Below are 19,553 nucleotides of genomic sequence, written 5' to 3'. Positions count from 1 at the left end.
CGAAAGGCGAACTCCGGTTCGCCTTTTTTGTTGCCCGCTGTTGTAAGATCGGGCGTTCTGTTTTTGGCACCCCTCACGCATGCTCGATTTTTTCCGCAATCACCAGCGCCTGATGATGTTCATGCTCATCCTCGTCATTTTGCCGGGGTTGGGTTTCGTGGGTATTCAGGGCTTCCGCGGCTTCTTTGACGAAAGTGCAAACGTCGCGAGTGTCAACGGTCACAAGATCACCCGTGTCGAATACGACAACGCGATGCGCCAGCAGATCGACCGCGGGCGTCAGATGCTCGGCGCGAAGTTCGACATGAAGTCGTTCGACACGCCGGAGCGCCGTCGCCAGATGCTCGACGGCATGATCGAACAGCGTGTGCTTGCCGACGAAACGCAGCGTCTGCATCTGAGCGCATCGGACGAAGCGGTGCGCCGCGCTCTGCTGTCCGATCCGGTGATCTCGTCGCTGAAGAATCCCGACGGGTCGATCGACCTCGACCGCTACAAGCAACTGCTCGCGATGCAGGGCATGACGCCCGATCAGTACGACGAGCGCGTGCGCTACAACCTCGCTATGCAACAACTGCCCGAGAGCATCGAGGCGAGCGCGTTCACGTCGAAGACGCTCGCGCAGCACTTGACCGAGCTCGCGCAGCAGCAGCGTGAAGTGCAGGGCATCGCGTTCCATCCGCACGATTACGCGGCGAAGATCCAGCCGACCGATGCGCAACTGCAAGCGTACTATGACGCGCATCGCAACGACTTCGCGACGCCCGCTACGGCGACGATCCAATACCTGATGATGTCGCCGGCCACGCTGAGCGCATCGGTGCAGCCGAGCGACGCGGACCTGAAGAAGTACTACGACGACAACATCGCCCACTTCCGCACCGAAGGCGAAGTGCGCGCAAGCCATATCCTGATCGCGGCACCGAAGGACGCGAGCGCGGCCGACAAGGCCAAAGCGAAGCAGAAGGCTGAGGAGTTGCTCGCGCAGCTCAAGGCGCATCCGGACCAGTTCGCGCAGATCGCGCAGCAGAACTCGCAGGATCCGGGTTCGGCATCGAAGGGCGGCGATCTCGGTTACTTCGGCCGCGGCATGATCGCGGGCGGCCAGGCGTTCGACGACGCGGTGTTCGCGCTGAAGAAGGACGAAATCAGCGGCATCGTCCAGACCGACTTCGGTTTCCACATCATCAAGGTCACCGATGTAAAGCCGGCGGTCACGAAGTCGTTCGACGAAGTGAAGGACCAGATCGCGAGGGAGCTGAAGACGCAACTGGCGAGCAAGGCGTTCACCGACAGCTCGGAAGGTTTCACGTCGCTCGTCTATGAAAAGGCCAAGAGCCTGCAGCCGGCCGCTGACAAATTCAAGCTGCAGATCCAGACCGCGACGGTTACGCCGCAGCCGGATCCGAAGCTGCCGCCCGACAGCCCGCTGAACAACCCGAAGTTCCTCGCAGCCGTGTTCGCGAACGACGCGGTATCGGCGCACAACAATACGCAGGCCATCGACGTCGGCAACAACACGCTGATCGCCGCGCGTGTGACCGACTACAAGCCCGCTGCCGTGCCCGCATTCGACGCGGTGAAGGACGCGGTGCGTCAGAAGGTGATCGCCGTGCAGGCGAACGAAGCAGCGCACAAGGACGGCGTCGCGAAGCTGGCCGAGTTCGAGAAGTCGAAGGCGACCGCCGGTTTCTCGTCGCCGCTGAAGGTGTCGCGCAATGACGCGCAGGGCGTGCCGCCTGCCGCACTGAGCGCAATCTACAAGGTCGATGCGCAAAAGTTGCCAGCCTACGTCGGTGTCGATCTCGGCGACGATGGCTATGCGATCTATCGCGTGAACCAGATCGTGCAGCCCGCGGCCACCGACGCGCAGCATCTCGCTGTCGCGCAGCAGCAGATCGCGCAGGTGGACGCGCAGTCGCAGGCCGAAGCCTATCTGAAAGCGCTGCGCGAGCGCTCGAAGGTGAAGTTCTACGGTACGCTCGACAGCGCCGCCCAGCCGGCCGATCAGTAAGCCGCAGTAAGCATTACCTGCTCGTCCAAAAGAAAGCCCCGCATTTGCGGGGCTTTTTTTATCTACAGCCAGGTGGCAGCTTTACAGACAGCCGCTGATCGCGCCGGTGGCGTTGCCACCGCCAGCGCCGCCGGCGCGAAAGCCGACCCACGTGCCCTTGCCGCTATACGAAGGACGGACCACCGCGGCCGCGCCGTTGGGCGGCTGCTGGCCCGGGACGTAGACGTCCATGGCCTGATCGTTGGCGAGGGTGTTTTGCGAGACCACCTGTTGTTGCGAACTATCCGCCCATTTCTGCGCGATGCAGGTTGCGACGGCGCGAGGCGGCTGCTGGCTTTGACCCACGGACTGAACGCCGGCCGGCGGTTGAGCCGCGCAGGCCGAGATGGCAACGGTCAAAGCGATTAACGGTAAATATTTCAACGTTATCTCCTCAGAAGTCGCTCAAGAATGAGCCGGGTGGCAGGGATTGCCCATCTGTCGAACGGCTCGGCGATCCGTGTTCCCCAGGTTCCGGAAACAAGTCGTTAGCAGGTCTTTCAGTGCGGCGAACTTGTGCGAAGAAGTGGCTTGACAGTGGGCCACACGTTGTTGAGTAGCAGCGGCTGTGCCTGCTGCGTCGGGTGGAGCTGATCGGCCTGGAACATGTCCGGTTTATCCGCGATGCCGGCGAGAAGAAACGGCACGAGCGGCACATGGAACTCCTTCGACAGCTGGCCGTAGAGGCCGTGGAACTTTTGCGTATAGTCGGGGCCGTAATTGGGCGGCACGTACATGCCGACGAGCACGACCTTCGCGTGGCCTTGCTGCGCCTGTTCGATGATCGTGCGCAGGTTGTCCTCGGTCGTCGAGAGCGGCACGCCGCGCAACGCGTCGTTGGCGCCGAGCTCGACGATCACGATGCTCGGCTTGAGCCGTTCCATCAGCGCGGGCAGACGCGCGCGTCCGCCGCTTGTCGTGTCGCCGCTGATGCTCGCATTGGCGACGCTATAATCGATGCGCTCTTCGGCCAGACGCTGACGCATCAACGCGACCCAGCCCGTATCGCGGGGCAGCCCGTACTCAGCGGAGATGCTGTCGCCGAGCACGACGATCACCGGCTTCGCGGGTTCGGGCGTATTCGCCGCGTGAGCCCGCAACGGTAACGAAACCAGCGCGGCGGCCATCATGGTCGCGCCGAATGCCGCAGACAGCGCCGCGGCGCGAGGGGCGATGGCGCGCACTTTCAACCTACGCTTCACCATGCCAAACAGAACTGATCCAGTCATTGAAGTGCGGGGCTTGTGCAAGAGGGTTAAGGATGCTGCAGGCGAACTGACGATTCTCGATGACATCGATCTTGCCATCGATGCCGGCAGCAGCGTCGCCATCGTCGGTGCATCCGGGTCGGGCAAGTCTACGCTGCTCGGCTTGCTCGCGGGATTGGACAGCGCGAGCGCGGGCTCGGTTCGGCTGCTCGGTCGCGAACTCGGCGAACTCGACGAAGACGGCCGCGCCGCGTTGCGCAGCGGCGCGGTCGGCTTCGTGTTCCAGTCGTTTCAGTTGATGCCGCATCTGACCGCGCTCGAAAACGTCACGTTGCCGCTCGAACTGCAAGGCGGCATCGGCACACGCGAGGCCGCCGCGCGTGCGCGTGAACTGCTCGAACAGGTTGGGCTCGGGCAGCGTACAGGTCATTATCCGAAGCTGCTGTCGGGCGGCGAGCAGCAGCGCGTCGCGCTCGCGCGCGCGTTCGTCACGCGCCCGGCGATTCTGTTCGCCGACGAACCCACCGGCAGTCTCGACGCGGCCACCGGCCACGCGGTGATCGATCTGATGTTCGAGATGAATCGCGCGCACGGCGCGACGCTCGTGCTCGTGACACACGACATCGAACTCGCGCGGCGTTGCGATACGACGGTGACGATCGAAGCGGGGCGGCTCGCTTGATGGTCTGGCGGATTGCGGGCTTGCGCTCGCGTTCCTCGAGCATGTCGTCGTCGTAGTAAAAACAAAGCGGGCCGTAGCCCGCATTGTTCTGTTTATGGCGCGTTATCGTGCGCTCCAGACTTCCATTCAGCGCTTCAACGCGGCCCGGGCCCGCGCGATCAGCGCCGACGTCGACGAGTCATGCTTCTTCACGTCGGCACTCGCCGCGCCCAGATCGGCCTCGACCACCTTGCCGAGAATCTTGCCGAGTTCGACGCCCCACTGATCGAACGGGTTGATGTTCCACACCGACGCCTGCACCAGCACCTTGTGCTCGTAAAGCGCGATCAGCGCGCCGAGCGTGCGGGCGGTCAACGCGTCGAGCAGCAGCGTCGCGGTGGGACGGTTGCCGGGGAACGTCAGGTGCGGTGCGAGTTCCGGCTTGTCGGGGCCGGCCACCTTCTTCGCTTCCTCGAGCGTGCGACCCAGCATCAACGCTTCGCTCTGCGCGAAGCAGTTCGCGAGCAGCTTCGGATGATGGCTGGCGAGCGGATGCTCGGGCGTCAGCACCGCGATGAAATCGATCGGCACGATCGTCGGGCCCTGGTGCAGCATCTGGAAAAACGCGTGCTGACCGTTCGTGCCCGGCTCGCCCCACGTGACTGCGGAAGTCGCATAGTCGACGAACGCGCCGTCGAGACGCGCGGACTTGCCATTGCTCTCCATTTCGAGCTGCTGCAGATACGACGGCAGGAAATGCAGCGCCTGCGAATACGGCGCGACCAGATAGCTCTGCGAGCCGAAGAAGTTGCGATACCAGATGCCGATCATGCCGAGCAGCACCGGCAGGTTCCTGTCGAGCGGCGCGGTGCGGAAGTGCTGGTCCATCTCGTTGGCGCCGGCGAGCAGCTCGTCGAACTGATGCGGACCTACCGCGATCATGATCGACAGACCGACGGCCGACCACAGCGAGTAGCGTCCGCCGACCCAGTCCCACATCGAGAACACGTTCTCTTGCGCGATGCCGAACTTGACGACTTCCGCCGTATTGGCCGACACACCGACGAAGTGCTTCGCCAGCGCGCTTTCCGGGCAGCCTTTCTGGATGAAAAAGTCGCGCAGCGAGCGCGCGTTGGTCATCGTCTCCAGCGTCGTGAAAGTCTTCGACACGATGATCGCGAGCGTCTCTTCGGGATCGATCTGCTGCATCACGTTGTACAGATCGGCGCCGTCCACGTTCGACACGAAGTGCGTCGAGATCTCTGGCGTCGCGAGATGATGCAACGCGTGCACGACCATCTTCGGCCCTAGATCCGAGCCGCCGATGCCGATGTTCACGACATGACGGATTCGCTTGCCGGTATAGCCGGTCCATGCGCCGCTGCGGACCTGCTCGGCGAACGCGGCCATTTTCTTGCGCTCGGCCTGCACTTCGGCGAAGAACGGCGCCTTCGGGTCGGTTGCGCGCAATGCCGTGTGCAGCGCGGCGCGGCCTTCGGTCGGGTTGACGACTTCGCCCGCGAACATCGCGTCGCGGCGCTTTTCGACGCCGGCTTCGCGGGCGAGTTGCACGAGGAGTTGCAGGGTTTCGTCGGTGATGCGGTGCTTCGAGAAATCGGCTGAGAGACCGCCGCCCGCGAACGTGAAGCGTTCGGCGCGCGTGGGAGCGGGATCGTTCTCGGGGGCGAACCAGTCGCGCAGATGCGCATCGCGAATCGTGTCGTAATGCGTCTGCAGCGAGGACCAGGAGGGGAGCGAGTTCTGGGTCATAGCGTCCGTCTAACCAAGGGGCACGAAGGAAGGCGCGCACATGAAGCGCGGCCGAGAGTGATGCGGCGATGCAGTCAGAGCGATGCCACGCGGCCCGGATCGGAACAGGTGCCGACGATACTTCGCGAAGCGGGTGAACTTCGCGAAAACGCGAGATGGCGCCCGCGCCCGCTGGCGTATCGCCGCGACCCGCGATCGACCCGACGCGCGGCGCAGGCAATCAGTATAGCGGGGATGCGCGACGGGCAGCAGTGCGTTGCGCGCGCTCGCAATGATTGGGATCGCGATGTTTCATCGGTGTGAACGAGCGCCGCGAACGCGATTCGTATTCAGAGCAATCGCGCGCGTCAAGCAAGCGGCGCCGAATAGAACAGCCGGTTCAACAAGGTACGCACCATCGGTGCCAGCTCGCCGGCCGTCAGCCCGGCGGGGCCGTGGCCCTGCGCGGTCAGTGTATCGGCGGCGAGGCCGTGCAGATAGACGCCCGCGAGCGCCGCCTCGAAGCGTGGCAGATGCTGCGCGAGCAGCGCGCCGATGATGCCGCCGAGCACGTCGCCGGTGCCGCCAGTCGCGAGCGCGGCGTTGCCGGTCGGGTTCAGCGCGAGGCGGCCGTCGGGCGCGGCGATGATCGTGCCGACGCCCTTCAGCACGACGACGCTCGCAAAACGCGCCGCGAGCGCGCGCGCGGCCGCGAGACGGTCGCGTTGCACGCTCGCCGCATCGCTGCCAAGCAGGCGCGCCGCTTCGAGCGGATGCGGAGTGAAAATGCACGGATCGCCTTGCACGCCGCGCGCGGTGACTTCCGCGGCGAGCGCGGGATCCTTGGCGACCAGGTTCAGCGCGTCGGCATCGAACAGCTTGGGCACGTCGAGTTGCAGCACGTCGTGCAGTACCCGCGTCGCGCGTTCGCCGTGCCCCATGCCGCAGCCGATCGCGAGTGCGCCCATCGAATCGAGCGGCAGCGTGTCGATCGGATGCAGCATCAGTTCGGGGTGCGGAGGATCGTAGGGCGGGGCGCCTTCGCCGAGCAGCGCGACGTGGACCTTGCCCGCGCCGGTGTAGAGCGCCGCGCGCGCCGCGAGAATCGGCGCACCGCACATGCCGGTGTCGCCGCCGACCACCGCGAGGCTGCCGAAGGTGCCCTTGTTGGTCGCGAAGTTGCGTGGGGGCATGAAGGGGCCGAAGAGATCGGGGGCGCTGAGCTGGATCGCCGCACGCGAGGCGCTGGTGGCAGCGTCCTGGCTGCTCCCGCCGTTGATCCCTGCCACGAGCCCGATCGGTGCGACCGTCACTCGCCCGGCGAGATCGCGGCCTTGCGCGGTGAAAAGCCCCGGTTTCGCGCCGATGAACGTGATCGTGTGCGTCGCATGGACCGCCGCCGCGCCGTTGCCGCCGATCACCGTGCCGGTGTCGCTGTCGAGCCCGCTGGGAACATCGAGCGCGAGCACGGCGCCTTGTGTCGGGCGCGCCTTCGTGCGCTGCGACAGCTGGCGCGCGAGCGTCGCGAAGACGCCGTCGAGTGGCCGCGCGAGACCGATGCCGAACATACCGTCGACGAGCCAGCCATAGCCGTCGAGCGAGGCGGGCGGCGACGCGTCGATCGGCACGCCGGCGGCGCGCGCGGCGTCGAGCGCCCAGCGCGCGTCGGCGGGCTTCACTTCAACCGGCATACAGACTTCGACAGCGATGCCGGCCTTGTGCAGTTCCGTCGCGACGACCAGCGCGTCGCCGCCGTTGTTGCCGGGGCCGGCGACCAGCCACGCGCGCTGCTGCGACTTCGTCACCGACGTTTCCGCGGCGATCCGTTCGAGCAGCCAGCGCGCGGCCGCGTGACCGGCGCGCGCCATCAGCGTGTGCTCGGGCAGGGCCGCGGCGGCCTGGGATTCGGCGATCCGCAAGTCGGTCAGCGTCAACAGCGGCAGCGCACGCGGCTGCGAGTCGGTCAGCGGATCGAAAAGGGCGAGCGGCGAGTTTTCTGCGTCTGTCATGGCGAAACCTGGCGGTGCGCCCGCGGCGCGGCGGGCAGACTTTGGAATCGCTATGTTAGTGCCGATAGGCGCACGCCGTGCGGCTGTTTCGGTGCGTGCGGCGGAAGCGGTACGATGAACACGAGGTATCGACAGCGGGCTGTCAGCCCGCCATACCCGCCTGGAACAGCACGAAACCTTACTGGAACCGCTCCGGCCTCAATGCATCGAGCGTGTCTTGCGGCAACGTCGGCGTCTGTCCCGACATCAGCTGTGCGACGAGCTTGCCCGCGCCGCAGGCGAGGCCCCAGCCGGCCGGGCCATGCCCGACGTTGATGAACAGCCGCGGATGCAGCGCGTTGCCGATCACCGGCAAGCCATCGGGCGACAGCAGTTTCACGCCTTCCCACGGCAGCGCCGCCGAAATGCGCGCGGCGCCCGGAATCCAGTCGTGCGTCGCCTGGCCGAGCAACGCGAGCGCCTCCTTGGTCAGCGCTTCGCCGAGCGGCTTGTCGATCTGGCTCGCGCTTTGCAGTACCGCGCCGCCCGCGATCCGCAGCCGATGGTTCATGCGGCTGATGCCGATGCGCTTGACCGCATCGACGATCGCGACGTGCGGCGCGCATTCCTCGTGCGCGATCGGCGCGACCAGCGAATGCAGCCGCAGCGGATGCAGCGGCAGCCTGAGCCCCGCGCGTTCGAGCAGCGCCAGGCTGCCGTAACCGGCGGCGACCACGACCGCGTCGGCCTGGACCACGTCGATCTCGCGCGAGCGGGGCGCGCCGTCGCGCGGCGCCAGTTCGACCGCCGCGCGCTGACTTTCGAGACGAATGCCGGTCACCTCGCAGTTCGGCATGAACTGCACGCCGCCTTGGGTATCGAGCACCTGTTTGACGAGCTTGGTCAAAAGCGGACAGTTCGCGGTGCGCTCGTGCTCGAACAGCACGCCGCCGGCGAATTCAGGATCTGTGGGGACCGCATGCTCGAACGCCGCGCATTCGGCCGGGCTCAGCACGTGATGCGGCACCTCGAACCGGTGCAGCAGATCGAGCGCGGCTGCGTTCAGTTCCCATTCGTGCGCGCTGCGCACGAGGTACAGCAGACCGCTCGCCTGTTCGAATTCGAGGCCGAAGCGGGCTTCGACGTCGGCCATCGCATCGCGCGAGGATTCGATCAGCGGCCGCAGCAGCGCGTACTGGCGCGCGAACGCCTCGGGTTCCTGCCATGCTCCGAGCTGCTTGATGAACTGCCGCGCGGCGCCGTTGAAGCCGGTCTTGCTGATCACGCCATTTTTCGCGTTGTAGCGGCTCGCCATGAAGGTCGGGCCGAACCAGACGTCGAGCGGCGTCGGCAGCACGTTGCCGCCTTGTCCGTAGGTGGCGCCTTGCGCGACGGTCGCGTGACGCTCGACGACGCATACCCGGTGGCCGGCCGCGCGCAGGTGATAAGCGGTGGCGACGCCCGCTACTCCGCCGCCAATGACGATGACATCCATGCTCTGATTCGATGTGCCGACGGGCGGCTCGCGCGCGTTCCCGTTGGCTGTGACATGCGGCGCGCCGCCGGATGAAGCCCGGGCCGCGTGCGCCGATCTGGTGAAACGCGAATGATAGCAGTCAAAACAGCCGCGCGGCGACGCGACGGGCACCGCCGCGACGCCTCGCGCGGGCAGGCGCGGGCCGCCGCCCACGCACCCCGGAGCCCGCTGGAAGCCCGTTCCCGGGGTATAATCTCGGACTTCCTTTCCGCCTCACGTCGCCTGCATGCGCGGCTCCCCGGCATCAATGATGAGCGACGCAACGTCAAGTCCCATGGCCCACTTCTCGTGTTTCCCCGGCGCTTCGGCCCTCTCCGATTTCCGTCAAACCCGCCTGCTCGACACGCTCACGCGCATCGACCCGAATATCACCGGCGTGCGCGGGCAGTATCTGCACTTCGTCAATGCCCAGACTGAACTGTCCGCTGAAGACAGCGCGAAGATCGAGGCGCTGATGCACTACGGCGATCCGTTCGAAGAAGGCAAGGAGCGTGGCGCGGTCGAGACCTTCCTCGTCGTGCCGCGCTTTGGCACCGTGTCGCCGTGGGCCAGCAAGGCAACCGACATCGCGCATCTGTGCGGACTCACGCGGGTGCGCCGCATCGAGCGCGGCGTCGAGTACTCGGTGACGCTGAAAAGCGGCCCTGCTCGGCGGCAAGAAGACGCTGTCGGACGAAGCGCGCGCGGCCGTCGCCGCCGCGCTGCACGACCGCATGACCGAGAGCGTCGCGCCGTCGCGCGACCACGCGTTGCATCTGTTCGACGAATTGCCGGCCAAGCCGCTGCAAACCGTCGACGTGCTCGCGAGCGGCCGCGCCGCGCTCGAAACCGCCAACGCGGAACTGGGCCTTGCGCTCGCCGACGACGAAATCGACTACCTGGTGGACGCATTCACGAAGCTCGGCCGCAATCCGACCGACGTCGAGCTGATGATGTTCGCGCAGGCCAACAGCGAGCACTGCCGCCACAAGATCTTCAACGCGGACTGGACGATCGACGGCGAGAAGCAGGACATGTCGCTGTTCAACATGATCCGCAACACCGAGAAGCTGAACCCGCAGGGCACGATCGTCGCGTATTCGGACAACTCGGCGATCATGGTCGGCGGCATGGCCGAGCGCTGGTTCCCGCGCACGCCGGCCGACCTCGGCGCGAGCGAGTTGCCCGAGCACTATGGCCGCAGCGTCGAGCTCACGCACACGCTGATGAAGGTCGAAACGCACAACCATCCGACCGCGATCTCGCCGTTCCCGGGCGCCGCGACCGGCGCAGGTGGCGAAATCCGCGACGAAGGCGCGACCGGACGCGGCGCGCGTCCGAAGGCGGGCCTCGCGGGCTTCACGGTATCGAACCTCGAACTGCCGGACGGCGTCGAGGCGTGGGAAAACGCCCGCGACACCGCTCAGCCGCTCGCACGGCGCAATCCGGCCGACCAGCACGAAGCGTACGGCCGCCCGGACCGCATCGCCTCGCCGTTGCAGATCATGATCGACGGCCCGCTCGGCGCCGCCGCGTTCAACAACGAATTCGGCCGGCCGAACCTCGGCGGCTACTTCCGCACCTACGAGCAGAACGTCGCGGGTCTCGTGCGCGGCTATCACAAGCCGATCATGATCGCGGGCGGCATCGGCAATATCTCCGACCAGCACACGCACAAGCACGATCTGCCGGAAGGCTCGCTGCTGATCCAGATCGGCGGCCCGGGCATGCGCATCGGCATGGGCGGCGGCGCCGCGAGCTCGATGGCGACCGGCACCAACACCGCCGAGCTCGACTTTGACTCGGTGCAGCGCGGCAACCCGGAAATCGAGCGACGCGCGCAGGAAGTGATCAACGCGTGCTGGCAGCTCGGCGACAAGAACCCGATCCTCAGTATTCACGACGTCGGCGCGGGCGGTCTGTCGAACGCGTTCCCCGAAGTGGTGGACGGTGCGGGCAAGGGCGCACTGTTCGAACTGCGCAAGATCCAACTCGAGGAGAGCGGTCTGTCGCCGCGCGAAATCTGGTCGAACGAAGCGCAGGAGCGCTACGTGCTCGCCATTGCGCCGGCCGATCTGCCGGCGTTCGAAGCGATGTGCAGGCGCGAGCGCTGCCCGTTCGCGGTGATCGGCACGGCCACCGCCGAGCGTCAGCTGAAGCTGATCGACGCCGAACAGCAGGAAGGCGCGCACCAGCCAGTCGATATGCCGATGGAAGTGCTGCTCGGCAAGGCGCCGCGTATGCACCGCGACGTGAAGCGTGCCGAGCGCAGGCTCGAACCGGTCGACGTGACCGGCCTCGCGCTGCAAGATGTCGCGCAGAGCGTGCTGCGTCATCCGACGGTCGCGAGCAAGTCGTTTCTGATCACGATCGGCGACCGCTCGGTCGGCGGCACGACCGCGCGCGATCAGATGGTCGGTCCGTGGCAGGTGCCGGTGGCCGACGTCGCGATCACGACGATGGACTACGCAGGCTTCAGCGGCGAAGCGATGACGATGTCCGAGCGCACGCCGCTCGCCGTCATCAACGCACCGGCCTCTGGCCGTATGGCGGTCGGCGAGGCGATCACCAACATCGCGGCGGCGCCGATCGCGTCGCTCGACAAACTCAAGCTGTCGGCCAACTGGATGGCCGCGTGCGGCGCGGCTGGCGAAGATGCCGCGCTCTACGACACGGTTAAGGCGATCGGCATGGAACTGTGCCCGGCGCTCGGTATCGGCATTCCGGTCGGCAAGGATTCGCTGTCGATGCGCACACGCTGGGAAGAGAGCGGCGTCGCGAAGGAAGTGGTCGCGCCGGTGTCGCTGATCATCTCCGCGTTCGCGCCGGTTGAAGACGTGCGCCGCCATCTGACGCCGCAACTGCAGCGCGTGAGCGAAGTCGGCGAGTCGGTGCTGATCGCGATCGATCTCGGCCGCGGCAAGCAGCGTCTGGGCGGCAGCATTCTCGCGCAGGTCACGCAGCAGGTCGGCGACACGGTGCCGGACGTCGACGATCCGGAAGATCTGAAGCGCTTCTTCAACGCGATCCAGGCGCTCAACAGCGACGGCAAGCTCCTCGCGTACCACGACCGCTCGGACGGCGGACTGTGGGCGACGGTTTGCGAAATGGCGTTCGCGGGTCACGCGGGCGTGTCGCTGAACGTCGACATGCTCGTGCTCGACCCGCACCACGAATCCGATTACGGCGACGCGAAGGACTGGGCGAAGCAGACCAGCGGCCGCCGCGAAGACCGCACGCTGCGCGCGCTCTTCAACGAAGAGCTCGGCGCCGTCGTGCAAGTGCGCGCGGCCGACCGCGACGTTGTGCTCGCCGCGCTGCGCGAACACGGTCTGTCGGCGTGCTCGCACGTGATCGGCAAGACCAGCGAGCGCGACGTGATCGAGATCTATCGCGACGCGAAGAAGGTTTACGAAGCGCCGCGCGCCGAACTGCATCGCACGTGGAGCGAAGTGAGCTGGCGCATCGCGCGTCTGCGCGACAACCCGGCCTGCGCCGACGCCGAATACGACGCGCTGCTCGACGCGGCCGACCCGGGCATCACGCCGGTGCTGAGCTTCGATCCGGCCGACGATGTCGCCGCCCCGTTCATTGGCAAGGGCGCGCGTCCGCGCGTCGCGATCCTGCGCGAGCAGGGCGTGAACTCGCATCTGGAGACGGCCTATGCATTCGATCGAGCCGGCTTCGACGCGCACGACGTGCACATGAGCGACCTGCTCGCGGGCCGCGCGAACCTCGCCGATTTCGCGGGTGCGGTCGCGTGCGGCGGCTTCTCGTACGGCGATACGCTGGGCGCCGGCGAAGGCTGGGCGAAGACGATCCGCTTCAACGCGCAACTGGCCGACATGTTCGCCGCGTTCTTCAGTCGTGGCGACACGTTCGCGCTCGGCATCTGCAACGGTTGCCAGATGATGAGCAGCCTCGCGTCGATGATCCCCGGCGCCGAAGCATGGCCGAAGTTCACGCGCAACAAGTCGGAGAAGTTCGAGGCGCGCTTCTCGCTCGTCGAGGTGCAGGCATCGCCGTCGCTCTTTTTCGCCGGCATGGAAGGCTCGCGCATTCCGGTCGCGGTCGCGCACGGCGAAGGCTTTGCGGACTTCTCGCAGCAGGGCGACAAGTCGAAGGTCGCGGTCGCGATGCGCTATGTCGATCACCGTGGTCAGGCGTCCGAGCAATATCCGTTCAACCCGAACGGTTCGCCCGAGGGCATCACATCGGTCACGACGGCCGACGGCCGCTTCACGGTGCTGATGCCGCACATGGAGCGCGTGCATCGCGCGGTGCAGATGAGCTGGCATCCGCAGGGCTGGGGCGAGATCGGCACGGACGCGAGCCCGTGGCTGCGCGCGTTCCAGAACGCGCGTCGCTGGCTCGGTTGATGAGTCGAGGGGCTGCCGCCCGCGTGCGGCGGCTCCTGTTTGCGGCAGCCACGCACGCCGCCGCTGCAAATCTTGCAGCAACAAAAAAGCCGCCCACGGGCGGCTTTATCGCATTCAGGCTTCAGAGCCAGGCGGACTATCCGAAGACAATCTGCCCGCCGACCCTTACTGAATCTTCGCGTTCTTGCGCAGATTCTCTTCGAACGCCTGCAGCTTTTCCTGCTGGATCTGCTGCACGATCTGCGCGCGCACCTGCTCGAGCGGCGGCGGCGTGACGGCGCGGATGTCGTCGACACGGATGATGTGCCAGCCGAATTGCGTATGCACCGGCGTGTCGGTCATCTGGCCTTTCTGCAGATGCGTGGCCGCGTCCGCGAATTCAGGCACGTAGGCCTTCGGGTCCGACCAGTCGAGATCGCCGCCGTTCTTGCCCGATCCCGGGTCCTTCGAGTACTGCTTGGCCAGGTTCTCGAAGCTTGCGCCGGCCTTGATCTTTGCGATCAGGTCCTTCGCCTGTTGCTCGTTGTCGACGAGGATATGGTGCAGGTGATATTCCTTGCCGCCCGCATCCTTGACGAGCGCGTTGTAGCGCGCGGTGACTTCGGCGTCGGTCGGCTGGTTGGTCTTCACGAAGTCTTCGATCAACGCGCGCAGCACCACGGTTTGCTGCGCGACTGCGATTTGCGCCTTGACGTCCGGACGGTTCGGCAGCCCGCGACGCAGCGCTTCCTGCATCAGGATTTCGCGATTCACGAGCTCTTCGCGCACGGCCTGCTGCAACTGCGGCGTGTCCTGCTGTCCCTGGTGAACCAGTTGCTGGATCAATGCATCGGCGCGCGACTTCGGAATCGGCGTACCGTTCACCACGGCGATGTTCTGTGCGAATGCAGGTGCGGCCGCGAACGCAGCCAGCAATACCCAGAGGCGGGTTTTCTTCAAGGTCATCGAAAGGTTCCTAGCGGGGCAACAAAGCAAATTCTTCGGGCGTATACGCCGTGATTGCAAGGGCATGAATGCCGCGCTGCATGGCATCGGCCAGCGCATCATACACCATGCGATGCCGCGCCACGCGGGGCTTCCCGGCAAACGCGACGGCCACGATCGTGACACTGAAATGACCGCCGGCCGAGGCGCCGGCATGGCCGGCGTGCTGCGCGCTGTCGTCGGTGATGCGGATCGACTCGACGGGCGCGAGCGCGGCCGTGAGGCGTGCCTCGATCAGCGCGGCGCGCTCGGCGGTGGTGGCGTGCATGAACAGGTCGCTCATGTCATTCCTCCTTCATGTACTTCGACAGCCACAGGCTCTGTCCGACGATGAACACGAACAGGCAGCCTGTCGCGCCGAACAGCTTGAAATTGACCCACTGATCGGTCGTGTAGTGATACGCGACGAACAGGTTCAGCAGACCGAGCAGCACGAAAAACACCGCCCAGATCAGGTTCAGCTTGCCCCAGATCGCGTGCGGCAGCGCGATCTGCTTGCCCATCATCGCTTCGATCAGGTTCTTGTTGAAGCCGAGCTGCGACACGATCAGCGCGACGGAAAACGCCCAATACAGCACGGTCGGCTTCCATTTGATAAAGGTGTCGTTGTGCAGCACGAGCGTCGCGCCGCCGAATACCACGACGACGCCGAGACTCACCCACAGCATCGGGTCGACCTTGCGGTGGCGGAACGCCACCCACGCGATCTGCACCAGCGTGGCGACGATCGCCACTGCCGTCGCCGTGAAAATGCCCCAGATCTTGAAGGCCACGAAGAACAGGATGATCGGGAACAGATCGAACAGGAATTTCATTATCTGATCGGGAAGTCGGAGAGTGATTCGAACGTTGAAGCGCGCCCGGGTGGCGTGCAAGGTGCGCGGTGGCCGCTGGCGAGCGGGACTGGCGCATGAGAAGGGCGCCGCGCGCGATTCGCGCCGCAGCGCCCGAAGCGGGCAGGCCCGCTGCCGCGCCGCGTTACTTGGGCTCGAATTGTAACGCAGCCGAATTGATGCAGTAACGCAGACCGGTCGGCGCCGGTCCGTCCTCGAACACGTGACCCAGATGCGCGCCGCAATTCTTGCACTGCACCTCGATGCGCAGCATGCCGTGTGAGCGGTCGGTCTTCTCGGCGATCACCTCGCCGTTGATGGGGCGGAAATAGCTCGGCCAGCCGCAGCCGGCGTCGAACTTGGTGTCCGATTCGAACAGCGGCGTGCCGCAGCACACACAGTCGTAGACGCCGCGTTCCCAGTGATCGTTGTAGCGGCCCGTGAACGGGCGCTCGGTGGCCGCATGGCGCGTCACCTGGTATTCCATGTCGGTCAGTTGCTTGCGCCACTCGGCGTCGTTTTTCTGTACGGCTGGGGCGTCATGCTTGAGATCGTCGGGGTTGCTCATGGTCGGGTTCCTGTCTCGGGTTTGTCTCGCGGGTTTGTCTCGCGGGTTTGTCCTGGTTCGTACCGGTGTTTCCTGTAGGCACGGCCGTGGCGATTCAACTGCCCCGGCGCGTCATGACGAACAGCTCACTTCCAGTGAGTTCGCCCAGTCGGGCGGCACGTCCGCATACGACGCGTATTCGGGCTGCTCGTCGAACGGGTGACGCAACACGGCCGCGAGCCGTTCCACCTCGGAGAAATCCTTCTCCTTCGCGCGTTGGATCGCCGTTTCCGCCAGATGGTTGCGAAGTACGAATTTGGGGTTCACCCGATTCATTGCAATGGCGCGCGCAACGTCGTCGCGCGACTCTTCGGCGAGCCGCGCGCGATAGTCGTTCGCCCATGCATCGAAGGCGGCGCGATCGAGGAACAGGTCGCGCACCGACGTATCGCCGCTCGCATCGTGTTTCGACAGGCGCGCGAGATTGCGGAACGTCAGCGTGAAATCGGCGCGGTTCGCGTGCATCACTTCGAACAGCCGGTTGACCAGCGCGTCGTCGCCGTCGCGCGCCTGTTCGAGGCCGAGCTTCGCGCGCATGCGGTTTTCGAGCGCCGGCGCAAAACGGTCCTTGAAGCCGGCGAGCACGTGCTGCGCATCTTCGACCGCCTTGTCGGCGCGCACGCTTTCGTCGTGCTTCTCGCCGAACAACGGCAGCAGTCCCTGCGCGAGGCAGAACAGGTTCCAGTACGCGATTTGCGGCTGCAGCCGGTAGGCGTAGCGGCCCTGCGTATCGGAGTGATTGCAGATGTGGCCGGCATCGAAGCCATCCATGAAACCGAACGGGCCGTAGTCGATCGTCAGGCCCAGGATCGACATGTTGTCGGTATTCATCACGCCGTGACAGAAACCGACCGCCTGCCAGTCGACCATCAGATCCGCGGTGGAGCGCACCGCCTCGGCGAGCAGCGCCAGATACGGATCGTCGGCCTCCTTGCAATGCGGATAGAAGCGCTCGACGACATGATCGGCGAGCGAGCGCAACGCGTCGACACGATCGTTCGCGTAGAAGTGCTCGAAGTGGCCGAAGCGCACGAAGCTCGGCGCGACGCGCGTGACCACCGCCGCGGTTTCGATCGTCTCGCGCCGCACCCGCTGGTCGGAGCCGATCACGCACAATGCGCGCGTGGTCGGAATGCCGAGATGATGCATCGCCTCCGAGCACAGATATTCGCGGATCGACGAGCGCAGCACCGCGCGGCCGTCGCCCATGCGCGAATAGGGCGTGCGGCCCGCGCCTTTGAGCTGTAGTTCGTTGCGCTCGCCGTCGTGTTCGAGCTCGCCCAGACCGAGCGCGCGGCCGTCGCCGAGCTGGCCGGCCCACACGCCGAACTGATGCCCCGAGTACACCGACGCATAAGGCAGCGTGTCGACCGGCCAGTCGCGCGTCGCGTTGCCGCAGAACAGCTCGATAAAGCCCGGGTCGCGCTCGATGCCCTCGGGCATCCCGAGCCGCGCGGCGGTCTCGGCCGAGAAGCCGACGAGATAGGGTGCGTCGAGCGGCGCGGCGGGCAGGCGCGTGAGGAACGTGCCGCCGAGCCGCGCGAACGCGTTGGCTGGGGGAGTGGCGAGTGTGTTGGAAAGATCCGTCAAAGCTGCGGATAGCCCTGCAAAGCTTGGGGAAAACGACATGTTGAGCGCCTCTGGATTAGCCGATATTGTAAGTCCGCGCCCGCGGCGCTGCTGGGCGGCCGCCTTCATCGTTCGGACCATGCTGCCGCGGTCGACGCCGCCACGATCTTCCGTCAACCCATCGACCCACTAACAAGCCGAGGAGACCCCGCCTTATGACGACGCCGCTGCTGGGCCAGATGATGGACGTGCCGCTCACCGTGTCATCGTTGCTCGCGCATGCCGCGCGGCATTTCGGCAGCACCGGGATCGTGTCGCGGCGCATCGAAGGCGACCTGCATCGCTACACGTACCGCGATTGCGAGCAGCGCGCGAAGCAGCTCGCGCAGGCGCTCATCGCGCTCGGCGTCGAACCGGGCGAACGCGTCGCGACGCTCGCGTGGAACGGCTACCGGCATCTCGAAGCGTATTACGGCACCACCGGGTTCGGCGCCGTGTGTCACACGATCAACCCGCGGCTTTTCCCCGACCAGATCGCCTACATCGTCAATCATGCTGACGACGCGTACGTGCTGTTCGACACGACGTTCGCCGCGCTGGTCGACACGCTCGCGCCGCAGTGCCCGCGCGTGCGCGGCTGGATCGCACTGTGCGATGAAGCGCATCGGCCGCCGATGCAAACGTCGGTGCTGTGCTACGAAACGCTGATGGACGGGCAGGACGGCCGCTTCGACTGGCCCGCGCTCGACGAGCGCCAGGCGTCATATCTCTGCTATACGTCGGGCACGACCGGCAATCCTAAAGGCGCGCTGTATAGCCATCGCTCGACGGTGCTGCACGCGTTCGGCGCGGCGTTGCCCGACGCAATGAACCTGTCCGCGCGCGACTCGGTGCTGCCCATCGTGCCGATGTTCCATGTCAACGCATGGGGCCTCGCGCACGCGGGGCCGTTGACCGGTGCGACGCTCGTGTTCCCCGGCAAGGATCTCGACGGCAAGTCGCTGTACGAACTGATGGAGAGCGAACGCGTCACGTGCTCGGCCGGCGTGCCGACCGTGTGGCTCGGTCTGCTGAACTACCTGCGCGAAACGGGCGCGAGGTTTTCGTCGCTCGAGCGCACGGTGATTGGCGGTTCCGCCTGTCCGCCCGCGATGCTGCGGATACTCGAGGACGACTACGGCGTGCAGGTGATCCATGCATGGGGCATGACGGAGATGTCGCCGCTCGGTACCTTGTCGAAGCTGACCTGGGAGCAGAGCCGGCGGCCGCCCGCCGATCAGCGCAAACTGCTCGAAAAGCAGGGTCGTGCGATCTACGGCGTCGACATGAAGATCGTCGGCGAGGATGGCCGCGAGCTGCCTTGGGATGGCGTCGCGTTCGGCGATCTGCACGTGCGCGGGCCGTGGGTCATCGACCGGTATTTCCGCAAGGAAGACTCGCCGCTCATCGACGGCTGGTTCCCGACCGGCGACGTCGCGACGATCGACCCCGACAGCTTCCTGCACATCACCGATCGCTCGAAGGACGTGATCAAGTCGGGCGGCGAATGGATCAGCTCGATCGACGTCGAGAACGTCGCGCTCGCGCATCCGGCGGTCGCGGAAGCCGCGTGCATCGCGTGCGCGCATCCGAAGTGGACCGAGCGCCCGTTGCTCGTGGTCGTCAAACGCGCGGGGCAAGACGTCACGCGCGACGAACTGCTCGCGTTCTACGACGGCAAGGTCGCGAAGTGGTGGATCCCCGACGACGTCGTGTTCGTCGACGGACTACCGCACACGGCGACCGGCAAGCTGCAGAAGCTGAAGCTGCGCGATCTGTTCCGCGACCATGTGCTGCCGTCCGCGCTCGAAGACGGCCGCAGCTGTCCGCTGAGCCCCGAGTCCCAGGGGAAACCCCACTCTGGAATAAATTGAACGTTCGTTCTTTTTTGGTGTATTGTGCCTGCTGACCCCGGAACCGTCGCTTGAAAAAGTCTGACCATAAGCAGGCTCGATGAACCGGACGGG

Annotated in this window: 13 protein-coding genes and 1 pseudogene; 4 read left to right on the top strand and 10 right to left on the bottom strand. The window is 65.8% G+C overall.

Features of this window, described 5'->3' with window-relative positions; translation table 11 throughout:
• The first annotated feature begins 79 nt into the window (after window positions 1-79).
• On the top strand, window positions 80-2,014 hold the full coding sequence (locus OKW44_RS20610) for a SurA N-terminal domain-containing protein (protein WP_018418076.1): 1,935 nt from the start codon (window positions 80-82) through the stop codon (window positions 2,012-2,014).
• 81 nt (window positions 2,015-2,095) lie between these two features.
• Here OKW44_RS20610 and OKW44_RS20605 read toward each other — a convergent pair whose 3' ends face one another.
• Window positions 2,096-2,437, bottom strand: coding sequence for a hypothetical protein (locus OKW44_RS20605; RefSeq protein ID WP_026225396.1), 342 nt, complete (start codon window positions 2,435-2,437; stop codon window positions 2,096-2,098).
• A 116-nt stretch (window positions 2,438-2,553) separates the two neighbouring features.
• Window positions 2,554-3,258, bottom strand: coding sequence for an arylesterase (locus tag OKW44_RS20600; RefSeq protein ID WP_018418074.1), 705 nt, complete (start codon window positions 3,256-3,258; stop codon window positions 2,554-2,556).
• Here OKW44_RS20600 and OKW44_RS20595 point away from each other — a divergent pair.
• On the top strand, window positions 3,257-3,943 hold the full coding sequence (locus OKW44_RS20595) for an ABC transporter ATP-binding protein (RefSeq protein ID WP_026225394.1): 687 nt from the start codon (window positions 3,257-3,259) through the stop codon (window positions 3,941-3,943). The two genes, OKW44_RS20600 and OKW44_RS20595, sit on opposite strands and share 2 nt — an antisense overlap.
• A gap of 126 nt (window positions 3,944-4,069) precedes the next feature.
• On the opposite strand, the gene pgi is transcribed toward OKW44_RS20595, so the two are convergent.
• From pgi to OKW44_RS20580, 3 genes are all read right to left on the bottom strand, one after another.
• Window positions 4,070-5,692, bottom strand: a complete 1,623-nt coding sequence (gene pgi, locus OKW44_RS20590) for a glucose-6-phosphate isomerase (RefSeq protein WP_018418072.1) — start codon at window positions 5,690-5,692, stop codon at window positions 4,070-4,072.
• Window positions 5,693-6,039: 347 nt separating this feature from the next.
• A complete protein-coding gene (locus OKW44_RS20585) occupies window positions 6,040-7,680 on the bottom strand; it encodes a bifunctional ADP-dependent NAD(P)H-hydrate dehydratase/NAD(P)H-hydrate epimerase (protein WP_018418071.1) in 1,641 nt (546 codons plus the stop codon).
• A gap of 178 nt (window positions 7,681-7,858) precedes the next feature.
• The gene (locus OKW44_RS20580; protein WP_026225393.1) at window positions 7,859-9,154 is read right to left on the bottom strand and encodes an FAD-dependent oxidoreductase; all 1,296 of its coding nucleotides are present in this window, start codon (window positions 9,152-9,154) and stop codon (window positions 7,859-7,861) included.
• 316 nt (window positions 9,155-9,470) lie between these two features.
• Here OKW44_RS20580 and purL point away from each other — a divergent pair.
• Window positions 9,471-13,554, top strand: a pseudogene (gene purL, locus OKW44_RS20575) (phosphoribosylformylglycinamidine synthase).
• A 165-nt stretch (window positions 13,555-13,719) separates the two neighbouring features.
• Here the strand turns inward: purL and OKW44_RS20570 are convergent.
• The 5 genes from OKW44_RS20570 to OKW44_RS20550 all read right to left on the bottom strand — a co-directional run bounded on the left by OKW44_RS20570 (window position 13,720) and on the right by OKW44_RS20550 (window position 17,607).
• A complete protein-coding gene (locus tag OKW44_RS20570) occupies window positions 13,720-14,499 on the bottom strand; it encodes a peptidylprolyl isomerase (protein WP_018418068.1) in 780 nt (259 codons plus the stop codon).
• Window positions 14,500-14,509: 10 nt separating this feature from the next.
• Window positions 14,510-14,821: a BolA family protein gene (locus OKW44_RS20565; RefSeq protein ID WP_018418067.1), complete on the bottom strand. Its 312-nt coding sequence runs from the start codon at window positions 14,819-14,821 to the stop codon at window positions 14,510-14,512.
• 1 nt (window position 14,822) lies between these two features.
• Window positions 14,823-15,353, bottom strand: coding sequence for a septation protein A (locus tag OKW44_RS20560; RefSeq protein ID WP_018418066.1), 531 nt, complete (start codon window positions 15,351-15,353; stop codon window positions 14,823-14,825).
• Between the two features lie 163 nt (window positions 15,354-15,516).
• Window positions 15,517-15,939: a peptide-methionine (R)-S-oxide reductase MsrB gene (msrB, locus tag OKW44_RS20555; protein ID WP_018418065.1), complete on the bottom strand. Its 423-nt coding sequence runs from the start codon at window positions 15,937-15,939 to the stop codon at window positions 15,517-15,519.
• Window positions 15,940-16,050: 111 nt separating this feature from the next.
• On the bottom strand, window positions 16,051-17,607 hold the full coding sequence (locus OKW44_RS20550) for a protein adenylyltransferase SelO (protein ID WP_026225392.1): 1,557 nt from the start codon (window positions 17,605-17,607) through the stop codon (window positions 16,051-16,053).
• A gap of 155 nt (window positions 17,608-17,762) precedes the next feature.
• Between OKW44_RS20550 and OKW44_RS20545 the strand changes: the two genes are divergently transcribed.
• Window positions 17,763-19,460 (top strand): 3-(methylthio)propionyl-CoA ligase, encoded by a 1,698-nt coding sequence (locus OKW44_RS20545; RefSeq protein WP_018418063.1) that lies wholly within the window; start codon window positions 17,763-17,765, stop codon window positions 19,458-19,460.
• Window positions 19,461-19,553: the final 93 nt, after the last annotated feature.

The sequence above is a fragment of the Paraburkholderia lebeckiae genome (assembly GCF_050436325.1).
In the GTDB taxonomy this organism is placed as follows: domain Bacteria; phylum Pseudomonadota; class Gammaproteobacteria; order Burkholderiales; family Burkholderiaceae; genus Paraburkholderia; species Paraburkholderia tuberum.
This window is presented reverse-complemented; position numbering and strand designations above follow the sequence as displayed.

What these genes read in the sequence shown, in the direction of transcription:
- OKW44_RS20610 (WP_018418076.1), top strand. Translation starts at nt 80, where the DNA reads ATGCTCGATTTTTTCCGCAATCACCAGCGCCTGATGATGTTCATGCTC.
- OKW44_RS20595 (WP_026225394.1), top strand. Translation starts at nt 3,257, where the DNA reads ATGCCAAACAGAACTGATCCAGTCATTGAAGTGCGGGGCTTGTGCAAG.
- OKW44_RS20600 (WP_018418074.1), bottom strand. Translation starts at nt 3,258, where the DNA reads ATGGTGAAGCGTAGGTTGAAAGTGCGCGCCATCGCCCCTCGCGCCGCG.
- pgi (WP_018418072.1), bottom strand. Translation starts at nt 5,692, where the DNA reads ATGACCCAGAACTCGCTCCCCTCCTGGTCCTCGCTGCAGACGCATTAC.
- OKW44_RS20585 (WP_018418071.1), bottom strand. Translation starts at nt 7,680, where the DNA reads ATGACAGACGCAGAAAACTCGCCGCTCGCCCTTTTCGATCCGCTGACC.
- OKW44_RS20580 (WP_026225393.1), bottom strand. Translation starts at nt 9,154, where the DNA reads ATGGATGTCATCGTCATTGGCGGCGGAGTAGCGGGCGTCGCCACCGCT.
- OKW44_RS20570 (WP_018418068.1), bottom strand. Translation starts at nt 14,499, where the DNA reads ATGACCTTGAAGAAAACCCGCCTCTGGGTATTGCTGGCTGCGTTCGCG.
- OKW44_RS20565 (WP_018418067.1), bottom strand. Translation starts at nt 14,821, where the DNA reads ATGAGCGACCTGTTCATGCACGCCACCACCGCCGAGCGCGCCGCGCTG.
- OKW44_RS20560 (WP_018418066.1), bottom strand. Translation starts at nt 15,353, where the DNA reads ATGAAATTCCTGTTCGATCTGTTCCCGATCATCCTGTTCTTCGTGGCC.
- msrB (WP_018418065.1), bottom strand. Translation starts at nt 15,939, where the DNA reads ATGAGCAACCCCGACGATCTCAAGCATGACGCCCCAGCCGTACAGAAA.
- OKW44_RS20550 (WP_026225392.1), bottom strand. Translation starts at nt 17,607, where the DNA reads ATGTCGTTTTCCCCAAGCTTTGCAGGGCTATCCGCAGCTTTGACGGAT.
- OKW44_RS20545 (WP_018418063.1), top strand. Translation starts at nt 17,763, where the DNA reads ATGACGACGCCGCTGCTGGGCCAGATGATGGACGTGCCGCTCACCGTG.